Below are 23,047 nucleotides of genomic sequence, written 5' to 3' on the forward strand. Positions count from 1 at the left end.
TATCTCCGGTTTTTCTTAGATTCGTGTCCTTTAATGCGCAGCAGCCGTTAAGCAGCCTGCTGTTTTTTCGTAGCCCTCATGAATACTGCGAGGAATACAACCGCCAGAATAATTCCGGCCGGATAAGCAAATGTTGTGCCGAGATTCAGGCATTCCTTTGCATAGAAGAAATAAGTCATGGACACGGCGCTCATAAAGGTTGCAGGCACTGCCGTAATCCAGTAGTTCTTTTTCTCTTTAAAGAGGTACATACTTGCGGTCCAGAGAACGATCATTGCCAGAGTCTGGTTCGTCCAGCTGAAATATCTCCATACAATCGTATAATCCAGATGGCCGATAACCGCACCTGCCGCCAGCAGCGGGATACAAAGTTTCAGACGGCTCATATATGCCTTCTGGTCAATCTTGAACCAGTCGGCCACAACGAGACGCGCGCTTCTGAATGCGGTGTCGCCTGAGGTAATCGGGCATGCGATAACGCCGAGCATGGCAAGTGCGATACCGATTCCTCCCATGGTCTTCTTACATACGTCGTAAATTGCCGCGGACTGGCCGTTGGCAAGAGCCTCCTGAAGTCCTGTGTTAAGGCCTCCCGTTACGGAATAAAGGGAACAGCCTGCGGCCGCCCAGATCAGGGCGATTACGCCTTCACATACCATTGCGCCGTAGAATACAAAGTGTCCCTGCTTCTCGGATTTCATACAGCGGGCCATCAGAGGCGACTGTGTTGCATGGAAACCGGAAATAGCGCCGCAGGCAACGGTGATGAACATAACGCTCCAGATTGGCGTTCCCGCTGGATGCATATTGTAAAAATTCGTCCAGATTTCAGGAATCACATACTCTGATTTTGTGAAAATGCCGATGCCGACGCCGACTGCCATGATAATCAGGCAGATGCCGAATACAGGGTAAATCTTACCGATAATCTTATCGATGGAAATAAATGTGGCAATGAAATAATATGCCAGGATTACCCACAGCCAGAGTTCCTTATTGGTTACAATACCGGTGGCTCCGCTGTTCTGGAACAGGGTGACAATCAGGCCGGCCGGTCCGACTGCAAACACGGTTCCTACCATTACGAGAAGAACGATACTGAAAACACGCATGACATTCTTCATCAGTCCGCCGAGATAGATACCGCAGACCTCGGAAATGGAAGCGCCCTCATTACGCTCGGACAGCATTCCTGAAAAATAGTCGTGGACGCCTCCGGCAAAAATCGTACCGAATGTAATCCACAGAAAGACAACCGGTCCCCATAAAGCTCCCTGAAGCGCTCCGAAAATCGGGCCGAGGCCGGCGATATTCAGAAGCTGGACTAAAAATAGTTTCCATTGAGGCATGACAACATAATCCACCCCGTCGTTGATTCTCACCGCCGGAGTCTCCCTGTCGTCGGTACCAAATGTGTTATCTACCATCTTACCGTAGATAAAATAGCCGCCTACCAGCAGCACCAGACAAATAAAAAAACTTAACATACTCATTCCCTCCTATGTTTTTTCAGTGTCATACACTTTTTTTTTATTCACTATCATTATAGTACATTCACACAAAAATACAATGATTTAATTGTATTTTATTGGATACTTTACACTAGTTTGTCCTTACATGAAGGATACTGCATACAATATCCGTCATATATTAAATCTATATGTTAATTCTGTAACAAATGTAATGTATTATTAACATTCGCAGTTTTTCCTATCCGGCGATCAAAAAGCGGCCCATCCCGCAGCTTTTTTTCCATCTGCGAAATGAACCGCCTTGATTCGTCTTATTTCGACAGGAATGTATAAAAAACGACTCCCGCCGTCTAATGAACGGTAAATTTCTCTGCAATGGTACCCGTATAGTAGGCATCCAGCAGTTTTTCCAGGTCTTTTATCTTTTCCTTCAGTTCCCTTCCAATGTCCGTGTCTCCCACACATTTGCGTTCCGGAACCCACTTGACCATCTTGCTGTCGGAGTGGATGTCGCTCTCATTCTCAATTGCCGCTTCCGTGGATTCAAAGGGATCGTGTGCCGCCAGAATCAGGCCGTAGGAGTTATAAATCAAGGTGTAACCGGCAATTCCCGTCTCTTTCTGGTAGGCCCTGGAAAATCCGCCGTCGATCACCAGCAGCTTTCCGTTGCATTTGATTGGGCTCTCCCCGTCTTTTGATTTGACTGGCACATGGCCGTTGATAATATGGGCTCCCTCTTTGGCAAGGCCGAATTCCGCGAGAATCCGATCCATCACGTCCTCATTTTCCAGGAAATGATAGTACGGATTTTTAATCTCCCGGTGCGTCTCCTTCTCGGCCAGGAAATACCGCTCGAATGTGGCCATCTTGTCTTTTCCAAACAGCGGGGAATTCTCATGGAGCCAGATATACCACATCAGGTCGCGCCCCCGCTCCCTCTCCTCCATGTCCATGGAGACAAAACCTTTTCTCACATAATTGTCCAGGATGTCATACAGGGCTTTTCCCTTATACTTCTTCCCGTAAATCTCCACCGCCCTGAATGTGCCGTCCTCATTCAGAGGCACGCAGCCATGGTAGAGCAGGTTATTATTGTATACCTTGTAGAGACTTCCCTTGGCAAGCAGGAACTTCATGTGCTGCTGCAGCTTTTCACAGTTGAGGAACGCCCTCTCCAGCCGGTCCATAATCTCTGCCTCCTGATCCGTAAAAGCGTATGGGTCCTTCGGATCCACGGTTGGGAAATGGCTGTCCAACAGAGTATATTCCTTCCCGTCCAGCATGATCGTCCCTTTTTCATAGTCAATCAGGTGGAGCAGGTTGCGCTGTTCCAGATGGAATTCCGGATGACGCCTGATAATCTGGCCCTCCGCCTTAAACTGGATGATGGAAATCGCCTTATGCATCTTCTGATTAATCTCCATCTCCGACGCATCATAGGTATTGCTCCCCTTTAACTGGAAACAGGTACAGGGATCATCCGCATACGTGTTCAGCGCAAAGGTGGCTAAAGGCAGCATGTTGATACCATACCCGTCCTCCAGGATATCCAGGTTGCCATATCTGGCACAGATTCGTATCACATTGGCGATGCAGCCCGCCTGACCGGCCGCCGCCCCCATCCAGAGGACGTCGTGGTTTCCCCACTGGATGTCCACCGAGTGATAGGTCATCAGCTTATCCATAATAATATGAGGTCCCGGTCCCCTGTCATAGATATCGCCCACAATGTGGAGATGATCCACTATCAGACGCTGAATCAGTTCGCTCAGGGCTATGATAAACTGTTTGGCCCGGCCCACCCTGATAATCGTCTGGATAATCGCATCATAGTAAGATTCCTTGTCCGTCAGCTCCGCCTTCTCGGTCAGAAGCTCCTCCAGTACATAGGCAAATTCCTTCGGAAGGGCCTTGCGCACCTTGGAACGTGTGTATTTGCTCGCCGCTCTCCTGCTGACCTCAATCAGACGGTACAGCGTGATTTTATACCAGTCTTCCGGGTTAGGCTCCGTCTGCAGGATACGGCTCATCTTTTCCCTCGGATAGTAAATCAGCGTCGCAAGGGACTGTTTATCCTGACGGCTCAGCGTATTGCCGAACACATCGTCGATTTTACGTTTCACGGCCCCGGAGCCGTTCTTAAGCACATGGGAAAATGCCTCGTATTCGCCGTGAATATCCGTCAGGAAATGCTCCGTTCCCTTGGGAAGGTTCACGATTGCCTCCAGATTAATCACCTCCGTCGACGCCGCCCCAATCGTGGGATACAGCTCCGCCAGCCATTCCAGATATCTGATCTCCAAATTTTTCATAACATCCTCCTTATCCATTATGTTCTGCTGAAATCACTCCTAATGGACACCTGCCTCCCGGGCATCCGGCCGCGAAACATAAAGGTTACCGTTACTAAACCGTTTTTGCCACAACTTCGCCCTGGCGCTTGTAGATGGAATCCGGATCCACACAACCGCGCACGCTGGAAAGAGGATAAATATTGGACCATCTTCCAATCACGGTGCCGGGGTTTAATATGGAACCGCAGCCAACCTCCACATTATCTCCAATCAGCGCCCCCACCTTTTTTCTGCCCGTCTCGATCTCACCGTCGGCGGCATGGATAGTTACAAGCAGTTTGTCGGATTTTACATTGGAGGTGATGGAACCGGCTCCCATATGGGCCTTAAATCCAAGAATCGAATCACCCACATAGTTGTAGTGCGGTACCTGAACCTTGTCAAAAAGAATCACATTCTTAAGCTCTGTGGAGTTGCCTACCACGGCGCCCTCCCCGATCAGCGCGCTGCCGCGGATAAAGGCGCAGTGGCGCACTTCGGCATCCCTGCACACGATGGCCGGGCCGTTTAAGAACGCGGTGGGAGCCACTTTTGCAGTTTTATGCACCCAAACATTCTCTCCCCGTTTCTCATACTCGCTCTCATCCAGGCTGCCGCCGAGCTGAATCAGAAAATCGCTGATTCCCTGAAGTGCATCCCAGGGAAATTCATACTGTTCCAGATAATCTGCTGCAAGTGTATGTGTCAAATCATAGAGTTCTGCAATCTTCATCTGTTCCCGAATCATAGTCATGTTCCTCTCTTTCCTGCCTGTGGTTAGAATCTGTTACTGTTATACCGTCATGTCTGTTTCTTCTGTATTTACTGCGGGCTTAGGGGCGTCAGCCGGTGCTGCTTTTGAAGCTTCGGCCTCCCCTGCCGTTTCTATCGCGGCCGCTGTTTCCAATGCTGCTGGCTTGCCATCTGCCGTTTTCACTTCTGCCGCCCTGGCATCCGCCGCTTTCGCCCCCGCCTTCGCACCGGTTTTTTTACTGGCCGCGGCTTTTCCCGAGCCTGTGGTTTTATAATTTTCCGATACCTGGTCAAAGATCGGCCTCAGGCCGGCCTGGTTTGCGGCTCTTACCGCATTATAGGTCCGGCCGGCCACAAAGCGTTCCAGCTTTTCCATATATTCGTCGGCGGTAATGCTGCCTTCCGCCACATAGGTAAGGCCCTTTTCCCAGCTCGCGGTGAGTTCCGGGTTCAGAAGCTGTTTAATCGAAGCTTCCACCACCTCAAAAATCACTTCACCCAGAAAGGTCGGTGTGATAACCTGGGTTTTATCGTTCAGCGACAGGTACTTGATATTGCAGAGCTTCTTAAGAATCTCGGCCCTGGTGGCACTGGTTCCGATGCCGCTTCCCTTTATCTGTGCCCGAAGCTCTTCGTCTTCAATGAGCTGTCCCGCATTCTCCATTGCCAGAATCATGGAACCCGAAGTGTAGCGTTTCGGCGGGGAAGTCTCCCCTTCCTTTATATTCAGTGCATCCAGGGATACAGAAGTGCCTTTTTTCATTTTTTCAAGCATTGCGATAAATTCGGGGCTGGATGAATCCAGAACCACCTCGCCCGCCTGCTCTTCTTTCCCGGCTCCCGCCGTCTCCCCGCCTTCACCGGAATTATCCTGCGCATTTGCATTCTTTTTCCTGGCCTGGCCCGACATGTCGGCCACCTTCAGGTAACCCTGATCTTTCAGGACCTTGAAGCTGGCGAAGAAATGCTCATTCTGTGAGACGATCTCCACCGAATATTTCTGGTAAACAGCCGGCGGAAAAAAGATACTTAAGAAACGTCTTACAATCACCTGATAAATCCTGGCATTCAGTTCCGAAAGCCCTCTAAGTGCCCCCAGGCCCTGTCCCGTCGGAACGATCGCGTAGTGATCGGTGATCTGCTTGTCATTGACATACCGCGTTTTGGCAATTCCCTTATAGGTGCCTAAGTCAAGCGCTTCTTTCGCAAACTCGGCGCACGGCCCGTAATTCTTCAGTCCGCCGATATTTTTATGAATCTCCTTCGCAACCGCGGTGGAGAGAACCCTGGCATCCGTTCTCGGATAGGTTACAAGCTTTTTCTCATACAGTTCCTGGACCGATTTAAGGGTCTGGTCGGGACTGATTTTAAACATCTTGGAGCAGTCATTCTGAAGCTCCGCCAGGTTATATAAAAGAGGAGGATTCTTTGTCTCTTTCTTCTTATCGATGGCTGCGATAACGCCCTCCATCGGTTCTTTGGAAGAGAGATAGTTTATCAGTTCCTCCGCGTCTTTCCGTTCCTTAAACCCGTTCTCTTTATAGAGACAGGGATGGTTAAAGTATTTGGATCCTTCTACCGCCTTCCATTCGCCGTCGAGTGTGAATCCCTCCGGGCCGAATGTGCCGATGACACGGTAAAACGGGGTCTTCACAAAGTCCCTGACCTCCCGCTCCCTCCGCACTACCATTCCGAGGACGCAGGTCATTACACGGCCGACGGACACAACGGTCCTGTCCGTGCGCATATAGTTTGAAATGGAAGGGCCGTATTTCAGCGTCAGCGCCCTGGAAAAGTTAATTCCCATCAGGTAGTCTTCCTTGGCCCTCAGATAGGCCGAGGACGCCAGGTTGTCATATTCGGACAAATCCTTTGCCTCCCTGATTCCGCGCAGTATTTCCTCTTCCGTCTGCGAGTCAATCCAGACCCGTTTCTGTTTCTTGTCCTTAATCCCGGCCATCTGTGCCACGAGACGGTAGATATACTCCCCCTCCCGCCCGGAGTCGGTACAGACGTAAATGGTGTCCACATCGTCCCGGTTCAGAAGGCCGCTTACAATCTTAAACTGTTTTTCAACATTCTCAATTACCTGATATTTAAACTCTTTTGGGAGAAAAGGAAGCGTCTGGAGGCTCCATCTCTTATATTTTATGTCATAGGCCTCCGGATAACTCATTGTAACAAGATGTCCCACACACCAGGTCACAACCGCATTCTCCGATTCGATATAGCCGTCGTTCGCCCTGCCCGAAACCTTCAGCGCATTGGCAAATTCTCTGGCCACACTCGGTTTTTCTGCTATGTATAATGATTTTGACATTCCATTCCCCACATTCTGTAGATATATATGTAATGATTCCGTACTTTCAAAGCCGGAGTTTAAACCTCCGCCGCCTCTTCCTGCCTTTTCAGTTTCCCGGATTTCTTACCGCCCGACGATTTATGCTCCGCCAGAATTGCCGCCGCAAACATCAGCCCGCATCCCACGAGCATCCTGGGCGTTACCGGCTCACTGAGGAAAATCACCGAAAACACCAGTCCGAACACTGATTCAAAAGAGAGCAGGATCGATGATGTGCTTGCGCTCAGATAGGTCTGTCCCACGGTCTGGAGCAGGAAACAAAGCATGCTTGAAACAAGTCCCAGGTACAGAATAGATAAAAGCATTCCTCTGTCCGCGAAGACGCTCAAATCACAGGAGCCCTCAAACGTAAAGGCCATAAGCCAGGAAATCACGGCGCAGGAGCCCATCTGGACCACCGTCAGTTTAATCGGATCGTAAACCATGGTATACCGATCGATGAAAACCATATGAAGGGCAAAGCAAAAGCCGCAGATAAAGGTCAAAAAGTCACCATAATTGACCGTCAGGTCGCCCTTCAGAGAAAGGAGCGCCAGGCCGACCACCGCAATACAGGCGGCAATGATGTTATTTCTCGTTGGTTTTACTTTATTAAAAAGCCAGTGCAGAAAAGGAACAATTATGACGTACAGCGTCGTGATAAACGCATTCTTGCTGGCAGTCGTAAACTTCAGCCCATAGGTCTGGAAATAATAGCTGATAAACAGGAGAAAACCCAGCAGGGTGCCGCAGACGATATCGGCCCGGGTCATTGTCTTCACATGTTTCCTGAAAATAATCATAAGTCCAGCCGTCGCAATCGTAAATCTGTATGCCAGAAGATACGTCGGTTTGATTATGTCCATTGAGTTTTTCATGACTACAAACGCGCTGCCCCATACAATCGTTACAAACATAAGTCCGGCTGAAGCTAAAGCCGTAACCTTCCTGTTATTTATCTTCCCCTCTGTCGCTCCCATTTTCTGTTTCATCCTCCGCAATGTTATTGTCCACACCCAGCTTGAACTGGCCGTCATGCCCAGGCTTTCTCAAAAATACAGGGCTGCAGCTTCTGCCGGACGGCCCTTTACTGCATCCCTGTATCCATGTACTGATTTATTCTATCATAAATTTATAAATTGTGGTAGTCCTATATTCTTTTCCCTCTTTCAAAACAGGGGACGGATAATCCGGCATATTGACCGCATTGGGATAATACTGGGTCTCGAAGCAGTATCCCTGGCGTGGGCCGTACAGCACGCCTTCTTTCCCCGGAATCTCCGGCTCCAGATAATTGGCGGTATAGAACTGGATGCCCGGAAGGTCCGTATAGACCTCCATTGCGCGTCCGCTCTTTTCATCCCAGGCCTTGGCCGAGAGCGACAGTTTCCCAGGCTCATGATTCAGGACCCAGTTGTGGTCATAGCCGTGGCCGAACCGGATCTGCTCACAGTCCGCGTCGATGTCGCGGCCGATTGGTTTCTTTACGGTGAAATCCATCGGACTTCCCGCCACCGGCCGGAGCTCCCCGTAAGGGATGGCCACATCGTCCGTAGGAGTGTAACGGTCCGCATCGATCCACACAAGCTGATCCATGGCGCTTCCGCTCTTATGGCCTGCAAGGTTAAAGTAACTGTGGTTTGTCATATTGGCAATGGTGTCCTGATCGCAGACCATATGGTAGCGGATCTTCAGCTCATTTTCCTCCGTCAGCGTGTAGACTACGGAAATCCTCGCATTGCCCGGATATCCCTGGTCCCCGTCGGGGCTTAAGAGGGAAAATGTGATGGACGTCCCATCCTCCTCTTCGGTCACCTCGGTATCCCAGATTCTGTTTCTGTAGAAATCGGGTCCGCTGTGAAGGTTGTTGGGGCCATTGTTGGCCTCCAATTTATAAGTCACTCCGTTTAATGTAAACTCTGCCTTTCCGATGCGGTTGGCGTTTCTCCCGACGATCTCGCCCAGATGGCCGCCGTTACCCAGACACGCCTCGATCGTGTCGTATCCGAGCACTACATCCGCCAGCTCTCCGTCCCGTCCGGGAACAAGCATGGAGGACCAGATTCCTCCCAGATCCAGAAAGGATGCGGAAAGTCCATTTTTATTGGCCAGCGTATACTGGGTCACGCTTCTTCCGTCTGACAGTTCACCAAATTTTACTTTTTTATACATATTATTTCCCCTCAATATATCCCTGGGCTGTCAGAAGCTCCGCACAGAGAACGGCTCCGCCTGCGGCGCCTCTCAATGTGTTGTGGGAAAGCCCGACAAACTTCCAGTCATAAACCGTGTCTTCCCTCAGACGGCCGACGGAAACTCCCATGCCATTTTCAAAGTTGACATCCAGCTTGACCTGAGGACGGTTATCCTCCTCCAGATACTGGATAAACTGCTTCGGCGCACTCGGAAGTTCCATCTCCTGAGGAAGGCCTTTAAAGTTCACAAGCTTCTCAATCAGCTGCTCTTTCGTTGGTTTCTTTCTGAATTTCACAAATACGGCGGCCGTATGTCCGTCCAGAACCGGCACGCGGATGCACTGGCAGGTAATGACAGGTCCGTCTGCTTTCACAATCTCACCGTCTTTAATCTCGCCCCAGAGTCTGAGCGGCTCCTGCTCACTCTTTTCTTCCTCGCCGCCGATGTATGGGATAATATTCTCCACCATCTCAGGCCAGTCTTTAAAGGTTTTTCCTGCGCCGGAGATTGCCTGGTATGTAGTGGCAACCACCTCATACGGCTCGAATTCTTTCCATGCGGTCAGAACCGGAGCGTAGCTCTGGATGGAGCAGTTTGGTTTTACAGCGACAAAGCCTCTCTTTGTTCCAAGGCGTTTTTTCTGGAATTCAATTACTTTGAAGTGTTCCGGATTGATCTCCGGCACTACCATCGGGACGTCCGGTGTCCAGCGATGGGCGCTGTTATTGGAAACAACCGGTGTCTCAGCCTTGGCATAGGCATCCTCGATTGCTCGGATCTCTTCTTTCGTCATATCAACGGCGCTGAAGACAAAATCTACGGCTGCGGCAACCTTTTCCACTTCGTTGACATTCATCACAACCATATTTTTTACAGATTCCGGCATTGGCGTCTGCATCTTCCAGCGGCCGCCGACTGCTTCTTCGTATGTTCTGCCTGCCGATCTGGGGCTCGCTGCCACTGCAGTTACCTCATACCACGGATGTTCAGCCAAAAGTGTAATAAAACGCTGTCCTACCATTCCTGTTGCGCCTAAAACGCCTACACGTAATTTCTTCTTCATTTCCATAGCGATTCTCCTCATTCCCGAATTCGATTCCCGTAACTGTCCACTGTCTTTCCAGTTACCGGCGCCCCTCTTTAGTATGCCGGGGATTCCCTGCAGTGATCCGGTGCGCGCACAGTCCGCCGGTTCCCGGAGAGCGGTGCGGCGTAACGAATCATAACATTAACGTATATCCTATACCAATTCGCAGAAAAAATCAACATTTTTCCGCAAAGAAAATACATTTGTCTTTCCATGACAAACATTTCAATGATTTATGACGTGAACAGCGAAAGAATCTTCTGTTCCGCCACAGAGACCAGGCCTAAATCGGACATTTTCACATCCGGGATAACGGGAAGCGCCAGGGAAACGATACGCAGAAGCGGATTTTCCTGGGCCGTAAGTCCCAGACCGCGCTCCGTCTCTTTCATCTTTGCCGCCTCTTTTGTCAGTTCTTCGGCATTCAGTCTGGTCATAAGGCCGCCGACCTCCAGTCTCAGGGTATTGAGAACCTTTCCGTCTTTTACCGCCGTCATTCCACCGCCTTTTGCAATCAGCTCCTTTGCCGCCACAAGGGCGTCTTCCGGTTTGAAATAAACAATCGTCAGGTTATGGGAATCATGTGAGACGGTGGATGCAATGGCGCCCTCGCTGCTTCCGAAGTTCTTTACGATTCCAAGGGCCTTTGTCCCTTTGCCGTGACGGTTGATTACGGCTACAAACGCCATGCCCTCTTTCAGCACGACCGTCCCGTCCTTCACTTCCAGTTCTTCCACCGCACATCTGGTCATGCTCTGGAGAAGATCATGGTATTCCATCACATGGACTTTTACGGTACCGCCCTCCACAGGGGCTTTTACGATAAAGTCCTCCAGCGTTACCTCTCCAGCATTCATGGAATTTCTATTTTCCATGGCGTATTCGCGGTCCTCGATCTCCACCGTCAGCTTTCCGTGCTCGGCAACCAGCTTTCCGCCGAAGAATACGGCATCTGCCCACATAGTGTTAATGTCTTCGGTCAGGACCATATCCGCCGTATAGCCAGGCGCCACGGCTCCGATGTGGGATACGCCGATTTCCCTGGCCGTATTGATTGTGGCGCTCTTAATGGCCAGCACCGGATCCATGCCGCATTCAATGGCCTTTCTGACTACTGCGTTCAAATGGCCCGTGTGCAGGAGATCATCGCTCTCCCTGTCGTCGCTGCAGAGAGTCAGCGTATCGTAGAAACGGATTCCGTTAATTCCTTCCACGATGGCCTTGACGTTCTTTGTGATGGAGCTCTCCCTGGCATCCACATACATGCCTGCCCTGAGCTTGCCAAGGGCCTCGTCGCCCCTGGTTGTCTCATGACAGGTATTCGGACCGCCGCAGAGATAGGCCGAAAGCTGCCTTCCCGTCAGGCCCGGCGCATGTCCCTGAAGGTAGAGGCCGCTCTCCTCTGCCGCCTCGATGATATCCATCATACGGCCGTCGCCGTTCATCACTCCATAAAAATCCATCACTTCGGCCAGGCCGACCACCCGCTCAAGCTTTGCCAGTTCCCGGATCTCTCCGGCAAAGAACTCGGCTCCCGCGTTCTCGCAGCCCGGCACAGCCGGAACGCAGCTTGGGATGTCCACGAGCTGGCGCATCGGCAGATCGTCGGCGCTGTCGTGCATATATTTTACCGCATCCACGCCGTAGACATTGGCCAGTTCATGCGGGTCATGGATGATCGTGGTCGTCCCGTGGGGAATCACAACCCTGGCAAAATTCCGCGGCGTCATCATGGAACTCTCAATGTGCATATGGGAATCAATCAGTCCCGGGATCAGATAGCGTCCCTTTCCATCATAAATCTCCTCCGCCTCAAAAGGTCCTTCCAGCTTTTCCGTCTCCACATGTGCGATAAATCCGTCTTTTACATAGACAACGGCCGGATAAATCTCCCCCGTAAATACATTCACAAGCCTGCAGTTCGTCACCGCCAGATCGGCTTTTACAAGGCCGAGGGCCGTCTTTAAAAGCTCCTTTTTATTCTTTGGTTCCAGTTTAATCATAGTTTGTCTCCTCTCTGTGTCCGGGTATCATCGATTTGTACCTGTTCCGTACCGCTTCTTTTCTTTCCGGCCTTCCGTACAGTACTGTCTATTCTTTCATAAGGCGTCTGTAATTTTCATTGACTGCCCTTATCAATTCTTCCCTTTTCATATTTCTCACACGGCAGATGTGCTCAATCACATAAGTAATATACCGTGGTTCATTCTCTTTTCCCTGCATCGGAGCCGGTGTCAGGCTCGGTGCATCCGTCTCTACCAGAATCCGGTCAAGCGGAACTTCCTTTACCGCTCTCTGTGTACTTTCATCATCCAGTTCAAATGTAATATTTCCCGAAAAGGAAATATACATGCCCATATCGAGAAAATCCTGCATCGCTTCGGCGCCGCCGCTGTAACAGTGCATAATGCCGGGCACCTTCAGGTTCTCTTTCATATAACGTCTCGTATCGTCGGTTGCCAGGCGCATATGGATCAGCACCGGCTTATCCACCTCATTCGCCATCCGGATCTGCCTGATAAAGGCCTCCTTCTGGATATCTGCGGGTACCATTTCTTCATAGGGGTAATAATCCATCCCTATCTCACCCACCGCCTTAACCTGCGGCTTGCGTACCAGACTTTCCAGCCGCACAAAATCATCTTCCGCAACCTTTAAAAGATCATTCGGATAAAATGCGCAGGCCACGTCAAACATGGGATCCCTCTCCGCCATCCGAATCGCCCGTTCCGCCTCGGAAAGCTCCGTGCAAACAATCATAATTTTTTCAATGCCTGCCGTTTTAGCCCCTGCAACCACCTCTTCCCACCGCGGATAAAGCTGCGCTCCGCAGATATGGGCGTGACTGTCGATTATACCCTGCATATACTCTGCCCTTTCTTTTCTTTATTGGAATTTTCAGTTAGGCTGCATTTCCCACCTCATTATACTATAAGAATGGGGGATTGCACAACAGGTTGTTTGGTTGAGGAACGAGAACGCCGCCGGGACGGCCGGGGGGCGGAATGGTGGGAGGGAGGGGATGAGTCTTCAGTCCCGGGTGGGAGGTTGTCGCGGGTGGGGAATCCGGGCAGAAAAAGTTCCTTCGGGAAACGCTTGCGCTCTTCGAAGTGCATAACGGTACTAACCTCGAAAAAACCTCGGTAAGTGCCGATGAACTTCAGGTTCCCTGCGGAATCTTTTTGATTACTGTTCACTCCGTGCCCAGCAATACGCTACGCGATGCACAGAAACGGTAAAAAACACCGTTTCGCGCCGCAATCCTCGGGTTTTCTGTGACTTACGCTGCGCTGCACTCACAAAAAACGCCTCGCGGAATACAACCTGTTCACAAAAATATTTTTTCCCTCCCACAGGCAGGTTATGTCCCGGGACTGAAGACGCCGGGGTTCGTCGCGCACCATTCCGGCCCGGCCTGCGGCGGCTGATTTGTTCTATTTCTTCAAGGGGGGAGGTATTATCGCGGCCACTACGTTCTTTCAAATGTTGGGAGACTGTCTGGTGATTGTTCTTAGAGTGGTTTGTCTGGCGCACCGACAGGCTTTAGACTGGTACTTCGTTCTGAAAGCTTATCAGCCTGTGAAGATATCACCACTTCATAGTGGCCGCGACAATACCCGCCCCGCACTTGACGAAAGAGACAATCAGCCCCTGAAGCCGGCGGACGGGGCAACACACTTCGCTGAGTCTTCAGTCCCATCGATAACCTGCCCGGGGAAGGAGGAGAAAAACTTTCCGAAGGGTGACCTTGAAGCCCGCCGGTGCTTGGCGAGGTATTTTCGAGCCTAGCATCCGCTGTGCGCTTCACAAGCGCGAGCGAGTCCCCGCAGGAATTTTTTTCTCCGGATTCCCCCTCACCACAACCTATAAACCGGGACTGAAGACTCATAAACAACCACCCACCACCCCGTCCGCCGTCTTACAGAGGCGTCCTCGCATCTCAACTAAAAAAGCCCCGCAAACGGTCATTTCCCCCATTTCCGAAGCTTTCTCCTGCAAATCTCATTTACATCCCGGGGGGTTTTCAGACCCCGCGGGATGCATCTGCATATAAAATTAGTTATTCACAATGTCTTTTACCTGATCGGTTGTTAATTCGGCAACATCGGATACCGTGATTTCGCCGGACTGGATCTTTCCAAGGATTTCTTCTACCTTGGCAACATTTTCTTCGCCGATGCTCTTTGTCAGGTTGTCGTTGAATACGATACCTACGGCATCATCTTTCAGACCGTATGTTACAGTTGTTCCAAACGGAACTTTGGAAGGATCTGCCACATAGTCGGAACAGATTTTGAATAATGCGTTGTCAAGAAGCTTTAAGCTGGATGTAATTACGGAAGCCTGTAAGTTGGAGCCTTCCAGTGTTCTGTACTGGTCGCTGTCTACGCCGATGGCCATAACGCCGTCTTTCTCTGCCGCTGCTTCGATAACGCCGTTGCCTGCGCCGCCTGCTACCTGGAATACGATGTCTGCGCCTTCGGAAATCTGTGCATTGGCAAGATCTTTTGCTTTTGCAGTATCCATAAAGTCACCAACGTAAGCTGTTAAAATCTTTGTCTCGGGATCTACGTATTTAGCTCCCTCTGCGTAGCCTACGAGGAAGTTGTTAACGGTGGTGCTCTCTGTGCCGCCTACAAAACCGATGGTCTTGTCCGTGTTGGCTGCATTCTCGCCTGTTGTGTAGTATGCTGCTACGGCTCCTGCAAGGAAACCGGACTGGTTGGAATCGAATAATACGGTTAATACGTTGCCTAAGTCACCGGAAGTATAATCTACATCCTGGTCAAAGAGGATGAATTTTGTATCCGGGTACTCCAGCGGGATTGTCTCAAAGTTTTCCTTGTTCTGGAAACCGGTTCCCACGATAATGTCTGCGCCGCTGTCTGCCGCATCGTAGAAAGCTGCCTGCCATTTTGTCGTGTCATCACCCATCTCAACAACGTTAACTTCAAATTTGTCGCCCATCTCTTCCTGGACTCTCATAGCGCCTTCATAGGCGGACTGCTGGAAAGAAAGGTCATTTTTACGGCCGATGCAGAGTGTCATTTTTAACTTTTCTCCGCTTCCCGCTGCGTCTGCTGCTTTTGTTTCGCCGTCTGCTGCCGGCTCTGCTTCACTTCCTGCAGGCGTTTTCGTCTCTTCCGCCGTTTTGCCGCCTCCGCAGGCAGTCATGGACATTGCCATTGCCGCAGTCAGGATAATCGCTGCTGCTTTTTTAATTGATTTTCTCATAATGTTCCTCCTTAGAACGTGTGAATAAGTATTTTATATCAAAGGGCGCTTTTCCCAAAGATAGCATAAAGATAACATATAAAAATCATTTTACAAAGAATCCTCGGTCTTTCTCTTCACCTTGTAATAGAAACTGAATATTACATAGAAAATAATGATGGACGCGTAAGGAATAATCGTAATAAGGTACGGATCCACATTGTTGTTCTGCAGATAGATGGAAATACCGCTGCCGAAACCGTAAAGGATGGAGCTGACCATTCCCATCAGCGCATTGCCGGCCGCCATTGCATTGGTGGCCAGCGCGATGTAGCCGCGGCCTGCAACCATACCGGATGTAAAGCGGTTTACATATCCCATGGACAGGTACATTCCTCCAAGAGAAGCTAAGAAACCGCTGATAAACATGGCCTGGTAGCGCACCTTTTTCACATTAATACCGACGGAACGGGCTGCCTCTTCCGATTCTCCCACGGCCCTGATATGGATGCCGAAGGATGTCTTTTTAAGCATAATGAACATCAAGATTGTAACAATAAATGCGATATAAGTCAAACTGTTATGTCCGGACAGAACGTCGCCCAGTCCCGGGATATCCTTGATCACCGGAATCTGCAGCGCCGGAAAAGCCGATGATGCCAGAGAATTGCTGGCATTCTTATCTCCCGTGATGGAATACAGACAGAATACGGAACCGCCGCTGGCCGCCAGGTTAAGCGCCACACCGGTGATAACCTGGTTGGCTTTCAAGTGCTGTACAAAATAAGCGAGCAGCATGGTAAAGGCAATTCCCGCCGCAAGGCCCGCAATCGCTCCCACCAGAAGACTTCCCGTAAAACCGCTGCCTAAAACTCCGCAGAGAGCCGCGATTGTCATCGCTCCCTCCAGTCCCAGATTAAGTACGCCCGAACGGCTGGCAATCAGGGCCGCCATCGTGGCAAAGAGAACCGGTGTCGTGGCGCGGAGAACGGTAAACCAAAAATCAAGATTTGTTATAAAGTCCATTTTTCCCCTCCTTAGATCGCGCCTTCTGCATCCACCGTCTGGTTTTGCAGCGCTTCTCTTTCTTCTTTATTTTTCTTCATCTTATACAGGAACCGCTCGGAGGCGATCAGCATGATCATGATACCCTGGATGATGGAAACGATCTCAGAGTCTACGTCGCCGCCTCTTGACATTACCAGGGCTCCGATACGGATATAGGAGATGAAAAAGGCGGAAACAGGTATCATGAGCGGTTTTGTACCGGCCAGCAGGTTGATTAAAATACCGTCCCACACATAGGTCTGGGCCGTAATCCACTGGAATTTCTTGTACATGCCGATCATCTCGACGCCGCCGCCGAGACCGGCCAGCATACCGCCGATGAGCTGGGAGCCAATCACGACTCCGCCGATTTTAATACCCGCATATTTTGCAAAGTTCTCATTGGAACCGGTGATTTTCAGTTCACGGCCGAACTTCGACTTATCCATCAGAATCCACATGATAATTACAACGATAATCATGATAATCAGGCCATAGTGGGTGTTTGTCCCTTTCATCATCTTGCCCAGGGTCGCCGTCGGCTGGAAGCCGATGGAAAATGAGCCGTTGGAGGTGTCCAGGAAAAACTTTCTGATCAGCCAGTAGCCGAAGTTAAAAAAGATGTAGTTCATCATCAGCGAAATTACAAGTTCGTTGGCGCCAGTCTTTTTCCTGATGAGAACCGGGATGATACCAATCACGCCGCCCACCGCCGTGGCAGCGATGAGGATTACAATCTGGTGCACGATATTCGGCATCGGACAGGCAATGGCGATTGTCGCCGCCATGACGCCTGCAAAATAGAAGGAGCTGTCAGCCACCATGGAAAACAGGCCGCTCTTATGCATGACATTGATGGCAAGCCCGCAGAATACAAGCGGAATCATCGTCTCAATTACGTTAAAGAAGTTTCTTTTTGTTGAAAATGGCCCGAGCAGGAATTTGTAAAGAGCCGTCCACGGATCGTCCGCCACCGCAAAGATAATCACGGCCGCTATCAGAAGGGCGATCAGGATGGATGCCGTTACACGGATCACTCCATACCATTCAAACTTTTTCTTCTTGTTCATCTTACGCCTCCTTAAGCTTCTCTTCGGAATCGGATTTAAGACCCAGCATGTAAAGGCCAAGCTCTTCTTCCGTCGTATTCGGGACATCGCAAAGGACACCCGCGATCTTTCCCTGATGGAATACAATCACACGGTCGCTTAGTGCCTTTAACTCCGCCAGGTCGGCGCTTACGAGAATCAGGGACTTATTCTCATCCCTCATCTCCAGAATCTTTTTGTGGATAAACTCCATGGCGCCCACGTCCACGCCGCGGGTCGGCTGGTTCAGGATGATGACATCCGCTCCCGCCGTAAACTCTCTCGCCACAATGGCCTTCTGGATGTTGCCGCCGGAAAGGCTCTTGATGCTGATATCGAGGCTGGACGTCTTGACTTTAAAGTCCGCAACACAGCTTTCGCAGTAGCTTTCTATGGCCTTCTGATCCAGAATCGAGTTTTTGGAAAGTTTATCAAGGCTGGCCGCAATCAGGTTGTCACGCACGCTCATCTCCGGCGCGCTGCCGTTTAAGTTGCGGTCCTCGGGCACATGGGCAATGCCCAGCTTCCTGTTCTCCCGGATCGTCTTTTTGCAGAGGTCTTCGCCCCGGTACAGGATGGAGCCGCTGTCCGCCTTCATGTTGCCGGTCAGGATCTCCATCGCTTCCTTCTGTCCGTTACCCTCGATGCCGGCAATGCCGAGCACCTCGCCCTGTCTTAAGGAAAAACAGAGGCCGTCCAGCTTCTTCGTGCCGAATTTATCGGTATAGCTTAAGTTCTCCACCGTCAGGATCTTCTCTCCGAACTCCTGAGGGGTCTTATCATATTCCAGTTTGACGTCACGTCCCACCATCAGGCGCGAAATCTCCTCCGCCGTCACGTCTTCCACCCGGTAAGTACCGATGGAACGGCCGTCCTTTAACACGGTCAGCCGGTCGCAGAGATATTTCACCTCATGAAGCTTGTGGGAAATAAAGATAATCGTGTATCCCTCTTTCTTGAGGTTTAAAAGCTGTTCAAAAAGCTCTTCCGTCTCCTGCGGGGCAAGCACGGCCGTAGGCTCATCCAGTATGATAATCTTCGCGCCGCGGTACATGGTTTTTAAAATCTCCAGCTTCTGCTTCATTCCGATGGAAATGTCGCGCACCCTCTTTGTGGCATCCACATGAAGGTTATATTTCTTTGAGATTTCCTCGGTCACCTGCACCGCTTTTTTCTGATCCAGGAAAAGTCCCTTCTTTTGTTCAATTCCCAGTACCAGATTCTCTGCAACGGTCAGTGACGGCACCAGCATCATGTGCTGGTGGACCATACCGATTCCGTGTTCGATCGCATCCTTACTGGAATGAAAATGCACTTCCTGTCCATGAAGGAATACTTTACCGCTTGTGATCTCTTCGATACCAAACAGCATCTTCATCAGAGTAGACTTTCCGGCTCCATTCTCTCCCACCAGTGCGTGGATTTCTCCCTTGTCCACACTGAAGTTGATATTGTAATTAGCCAGAACGCCGCCCGGATAAATTTTAGTCAGGTCTTCCACCCGTAAAATTTCCTCTGCCATAGTCATTCCCCTTATTATTCTTCTGTTCGTGTATTTCCGTTACTGCGTACGGAGTACAAAATAACCTGTTTATGCCAGTTCCAGAGCCACTTCCATCATATTGGTAAATGTGGTCTGGCGTTCCTCGGCCGTCGTTGCCTCCCCGGTCACTGCGGAATCGGAGATTGTCAGAATGCAGAGCGCATTGACTCCCGCATATGCTGCGTTGCTGTAGAGAGCCGCCGCCTCCATCTCCACTGCCAGGACTCCCATCTTATCCCATGTCGTCCCTGCGGGAGGAAGATCCGGATTGTAGAACATATCGGAACTTAAGACATTACCCACATGGTAGTTAAGTCCTTTCGCCTCTGCCGCCTTTACTCCCTTTGCAAGCAGTTCATAGCTGCAGATGCAGGCGTAATCGCCCGGCAGGCGGAACTGTTTTACATAGTTGGATGTGGTGCAGGCTCCCATTCCGAATACCATATCGCGCACTTTTACTTCGGGGCGGAGCGCTCCGGCCGTGCCGACGCGGATCAGGTTCCTGCATCCGTAAAAATGAATCAGCTCATAGGAGTAGATTCCGATGGAAGGGCATCCCATGCCGGTTCCCATGACGGACACGCGTTTTTCTTTATAGTATCCGGTATAGCCAAACATATTTCTCGTAGCGTTAAACTGTTTTACATCGGTCAGGAAATTGTCTGCAATATATTTCGCCCTAAGCGGATCACCCGGTAAAAGTATTGTTTCCGCAATCTCTCCTGCCTGTGCTCCGATGTGTGGTGTTGGTGTGTTGTGTTCTGACATAGTCATTCCTCCTGATTATTGTTTTAGACTGTTTATGTGCTTATAAGCGCATTTTTCAAAATGCACCTCCAAACTGCTTTTTCATCTTCTGTTATCTCATCTATATTTCTTTGTATAACCAATTTTTCAGATAAAACTCTTTGCGTTCCTTAAAATCTTCATTTTTCACCTGCAGACCGGGGCAGGTGAGGATGTCGCAGACGGTCTTCATCACAATCTCTGCCGTGTGTAAATAGGCATTTTCTTCATCCACAATCGCAAAATCGCTGCTGTGGATCCGCCCTCTTATCCCTGAAAAGCCAAACTGGACCGCCGGGAGCAGATATCCCAGATCCCCGATATCGCCGGAAGCTCCGGATACCACATTTTTAATAATTTTCTCTTCGGGGCAAATCTCCCGCATATGGCGGTAAATAATCTCATTCAGCTCTTTGGACTGTTTGAGCGGCATATATCCCGTCCTGTTTTCAATCCGGCACGACAAGCCGAGGGCTGCCGCAGAATGCACGGCGCAGAGGTCGAATTTCTCCCCCGCGTCCAGAAGAGCCGCAAGCGTGTTGGCCCTGACATAGGTTTCCAGGACCGCCTTCTCCGGGATAATATTGACGCTGCCTCCGCACTCCGTAATGACGGGATGGATCTGAAGGCCCGCGTCCGCTGGGAACTGATCTTTCATATAGGCAACGGCATCCATACAGAGACTCGCTCCGTGAAGTGCATTGCGCCCCATATGCGCGGCCGCGCCCGAGTGGGATGCCTGTCCGGTAAAAACGGCCTTTTTTACCATAAAACCGGCCAGGGTGGAGTTAACGTCAAAGAGCGTTTCCGTCTCCCCATTGACATGCATGGTCAGGACACAGTCGACATCGTCGAACACTCCCTGTTCTATCATGTTCTGTTTTCCGGAAAAATAATTGATTTTTCCTTCTTCTTTTAATTTTTGTCTGTAGTCAAACTCTATAAACTCCTCAGCCGGGGCGGCGATAAAACTGATACGCCCTCCCGTCTCCTCCGCTATGTTTAAATCCTTCAGCATCTTGAGGACGCCGGCCATAACGGCGGTCTGGATACTATGGCCGCAGGAATGGCAGGGATAACTCTTCTCTCCGTCGTTCACCACCAGAGCGTCCATATCGGCCACCAGGGCGATATGGTATCCGTCCCCCGAGCCAATCGTTGCCAAAATCCCCGTCAGACAGAGATCCGGGCGGCAGGGAATCCCGTGTCCACGCAAAAAAGAAGTGAGAATCTGATTCGATTCCACTTCTTTAAAACCGGGCTCCGGGCAGCTAAAAAGCTCCCGTCCCAGCTTTATCAGTCCGTCTTTATTCTGCTGAATTTCCCTGTTGATTTCTATATAAAGGTCTTGTCTTTCCATCCTGTCACTTTCCGGCAGAAGCCAACGCGTAATTTTGCTATTTTATTTAATAAATTTATCATGATTGGGGAAAAAAGTCAAATGCTGTAGTTGAAAAGTGAGAACGCCGACGCAGGGTGGAGTAATGAATTATCGCCATCCGGCGCCCGGTTCCTGCAGCTAAACTAATACCTCCCATAAAGATCGAAATAGCTGCACGCCCTCTCTTCCCCGGCATGCAGCTATCCACTATTTATTCATTTTTCCACTTTTCAATCTTCAAAGCGCTGACCAAGATCTCCTGCAAAAATCCACGGGACTGTCTAAAAATCACATTTACATCTGCCTGAAAACCGGTAAAAATTTTGCTGCCGAAGAATCTGCCGGAGAACCTTATAGAGCACCCATGCTTAGAAAACCTGTTTCAGCACATAGGATTTCTCCTGCATCATCTCACGGAGCGTGCCGGCTATCCCTTCTCTCCCGATCCCGCTCTTTTTATATCCGCCGAACGGCATCTCCGAGGATCGGAAATCACTGGCCCCGTTGATGACCACGCCTCCGCACTGCATCCGGCCGGCTGCCGACATGGCTGTTTTGATATCTTTTGAGAAGACAGCTCCCATCAGGCCATAGCAGGACTGATTTGCGATCGCAATCGCCTCGTCCATCGTCTGAAACGGGATAATCGGAAATACGGGACCGAATATCTCCAGATCCCTGGCAATATCCATCTCTTTCGTGACGCCGGTCAGAACAGTCGGAGGGAAATATACCTCGTCATAGACTTTCCCGCCCAGGACGCAGGATGCCCCCTGGCTTACCGTGTAAGCCACCTGTTCTTCCACCTGTCTGGCCGCGCTTCGGCTGATCATGCAGCCCTCGTCCAGCTCCGGGTCCATCGGATCGCCGATCTTTACTTTCTTCAGGGCTTCCACCAGTTTCCGGGTGAATTCCTGCTCCACCAGGTGATGGACGATGAAACGCTTGCTGGCGCAGCAGGTCTGGCCGCAGTTTCCCATACGCCCGAAAACGGCTTCTGACACGGCCAGATTGAGATCCGCATCCTCGTTGACGATAAAAGCGTCGTTGCCCCCAAGCTCGAGAAAGACTCTCGTCAGGTTTTTAGCTGCTCTCCGATACGTCTCCACCCCCGCCTGGTTACTGCCGGTCAATGAAACCGCCGCAATCCTTGGATCTGAGACGAGTTTTTCTCCGATCAGTCCACCCCGCCCAGTTACCACCTGAGCTGCCTTCGGCGGCACGCCCGCCTCATGAAGCAGTTCCACCAGCCTGATGATGGTGAGCGGACAGTCCGTCGGCGGCTTTATGATAACCGCGTTACCGGCGGCCAGAGCAGGCGCGGCCTTCTCCGCATACAAGTCCACCGGAAAATTGAAGGGCACCAGGCAGACCACAACTCCCAGCGGTTCCCAGCGCGTAAATACCAGGTCCCTGGAATCACTGGTCATCTGGTTGCCCCCCGGCAGCGTTTCTCCATAAAGATGGGCCGCTTTCTCCGCATATCCGGTAAACAGGGCGTGGACTGCATCCAATTCCATCTCTGTATTCTTTATATTTTTTCCGTTCTCCCTGCACAAGAGCTCCTGAAGCTCTTTCCGGTGCTCCTCCACGAGCGCCGCATAGCGGTAGAGAATCCGGTTCCGTTCTAAAATCGTCTTGGAGGACCATTCTGAAAATCCTTCCGTCGCCGACTGTAATGCCAAATCGAGTTCCGCTTCCGTCGCTGCGGGAACCGTGTCAATCACTTCATTCGTCGCCGGATTCAGAATCTCGATCCGGTTGCTGCCTGCCGCCTTTTTTCCGCCAATTAACATTTCCATTGAT

The 23,047-nt window shown here is 50.6% G+C and carries 15 protein-coding genes and 1 pseudogene; all 16 read right to left on the reverse strand.

Annotation, left to right across the window (positions count from 1 at the left end):
- Window positions 1-47: 47 nt before the first annotated feature.
- Window positions 48-1,487, reverse strand: coding sequence for a carbon starvation CstA family protein (locus V3C10_13430; protein WVP60319.1), 1,440 nt, complete (start codon window positions 1,485-1,487; stop codon window positions 48-50).
- Between the two features lie 335 nt (window positions 1,488-1,822).
- Window positions 1,823-3,784, reverse strand: a complete 1,962-nt coding sequence (locus tag V3C10_13435; protein WVP60320.1) for a fructose-1,6-bisphosphatase — start codon at window positions 3,782-3,784, stop codon at window positions 1,823-1,825.
- A gap of 94 nt (window positions 3,785-3,878) precedes the next feature.
- On the reverse strand, window positions 3,879-4,553 hold the full coding sequence (locus V3C10_13440) for a UDP-N-acetylglucosamine pyrophosphorylase (protein ID WVP64628.1): 675 nt from the start codon (window positions 4,551-4,553) through the stop codon (window positions 3,879-3,881).
- 330 nt (window positions 4,554-4,883) lie between these two features.
- A pseudogene (locus V3C10_13445) lies at window positions 4,884-6,878 on the reverse strand (DNA topoisomerase).
- Between the two features lie 59 nt (window positions 6,879-6,937).
- Window positions 6,938-7,879, reverse strand: coding sequence for a DMT family transporter (locus V3C10_13450; GenBank protein ID WVP60321.1), 942 nt, complete (start codon window positions 7,877-7,879; stop codon window positions 6,938-6,940).
- Window positions 7,880-8,015: 136 nt separating this feature from the next.
- The gene (locus V3C10_13455) at window positions 8,016-9,071 is read right to left on the reverse strand and encodes an aldose epimerase family protein (protein ID WVP60322.1); all 1,056 of its coding nucleotides are present in this window, start codon (window positions 9,069-9,071) and stop codon (window positions 8,016-8,018) included.
- A gap of 1 nt (window position 9,072) precedes the next feature.
- Complete coding sequence (asd, locus tag V3C10_13460) at window positions 9,073-10,158, reverse strand: aspartate-semialdehyde dehydrogenase (protein ID WVP60323.1); 1,086 nt, start codon at window positions 10,156-10,158, stop codon at window positions 9,073-9,075.
- Window positions 10,159-10,415: 257 nt separating this feature from the next.
- Window positions 10,416-12,185, reverse strand: coding sequence for an adenine deaminase (ade, locus tag V3C10_13465; GenBank protein WVP60324.1), 1,770 nt, complete (start codon window positions 12,183-12,185; stop codon window positions 10,416-10,418).
- A gap of 88 nt (window positions 12,186-12,273) precedes the next feature.
- Entirely contained in the window at window positions 12,274-13,047 is a 774-nt protein-coding gene (locus V3C10_13470) for a TatD family hydrolase (protein ID WVP60325.1), read from the reverse strand.
- A 1,191-nt stretch (window positions 13,048-14,238) separates the two neighbouring features.
- Window positions 14,239-15,417 carry a BMP family ABC transporter substrate-binding protein gene (locus V3C10_13475; GenBank protein ID WVP60326.1) on the reverse strand — a complete coding sequence of 393 codons (1,179 nt, stop codon included), beginning with the start codon at window positions 15,415-15,417 and terminating at the stop codon, window positions 14,239-14,241.
- 90 nt (window positions 15,418-15,507) lie between these two features.
- On the reverse strand, window positions 15,508-16,422 hold the full coding sequence (locus tag V3C10_13480; GenBank protein ID WVP60327.1) for an ABC transporter permease: 915 nt from the start codon (window positions 16,420-16,422) through the stop codon (window positions 15,508-15,510).
- 11 nt (window positions 16,423-16,433) lie between these two features.
- Window positions 16,434-17,513 carry an ABC transporter permease gene (locus tag V3C10_13485; GenBank protein ID WVP60328.1) on the reverse strand — a complete coding sequence of 360 codons (1,080 nt, stop codon included), beginning with the start codon at window positions 17,511-17,513 and terminating at the stop codon, window positions 16,434-16,436.
- 1 nt (window position 17,514) lies between these two features.
- Window positions 17,515-19,053 (reverse strand): ABC transporter ATP-binding protein, encoded by a 1,539-nt coding sequence (locus V3C10_13490; protein WVP60329.1) that lies wholly within the window; start codon window positions 19,051-19,053, stop codon window positions 17,515-17,517.
- Between the two features lie 69 nt (window positions 19,054-19,122).
- Entirely contained in the window at window positions 19,123-19,842 is a 720-nt protein-coding gene (gene deoD, locus V3C10_13495) for a purine-nucleoside phosphorylase (protein WVP60330.1), read from the reverse strand.
- A 100-nt stretch (window positions 19,843-19,942) separates the two neighbouring features.
- Window positions 19,943-21,220: an amidohydrolase gene (locus V3C10_13500; protein ID WVP60331.1), complete on the reverse strand. Its 1,278-nt coding sequence runs from the start codon at window positions 21,218-21,220 to the stop codon at window positions 19,943-19,945.
- Window positions 21,221-21,609: 389 nt separating this feature from the next.
- On the reverse strand, window positions 21,610-23,043 hold the full coding sequence (locus tag V3C10_13505) for an aldehyde dehydrogenase family protein (protein WVP60332.1): 1,434 nt from the start codon (window positions 23,041-23,043) through the stop codon (window positions 21,610-21,612).
- Window positions 23,044-23,047: the final 4 nt, after the last annotated feature.

This window comes from [Clostridium] symbiosum (assembly GCA_036419695.1).
GTDB classification, from domain to species: domain Bacteria; phylum Bacillota; class Clostridia; order Lachnospirales; family Lachnospiraceae; genus Otoolea; species Otoolea symbiosa_A.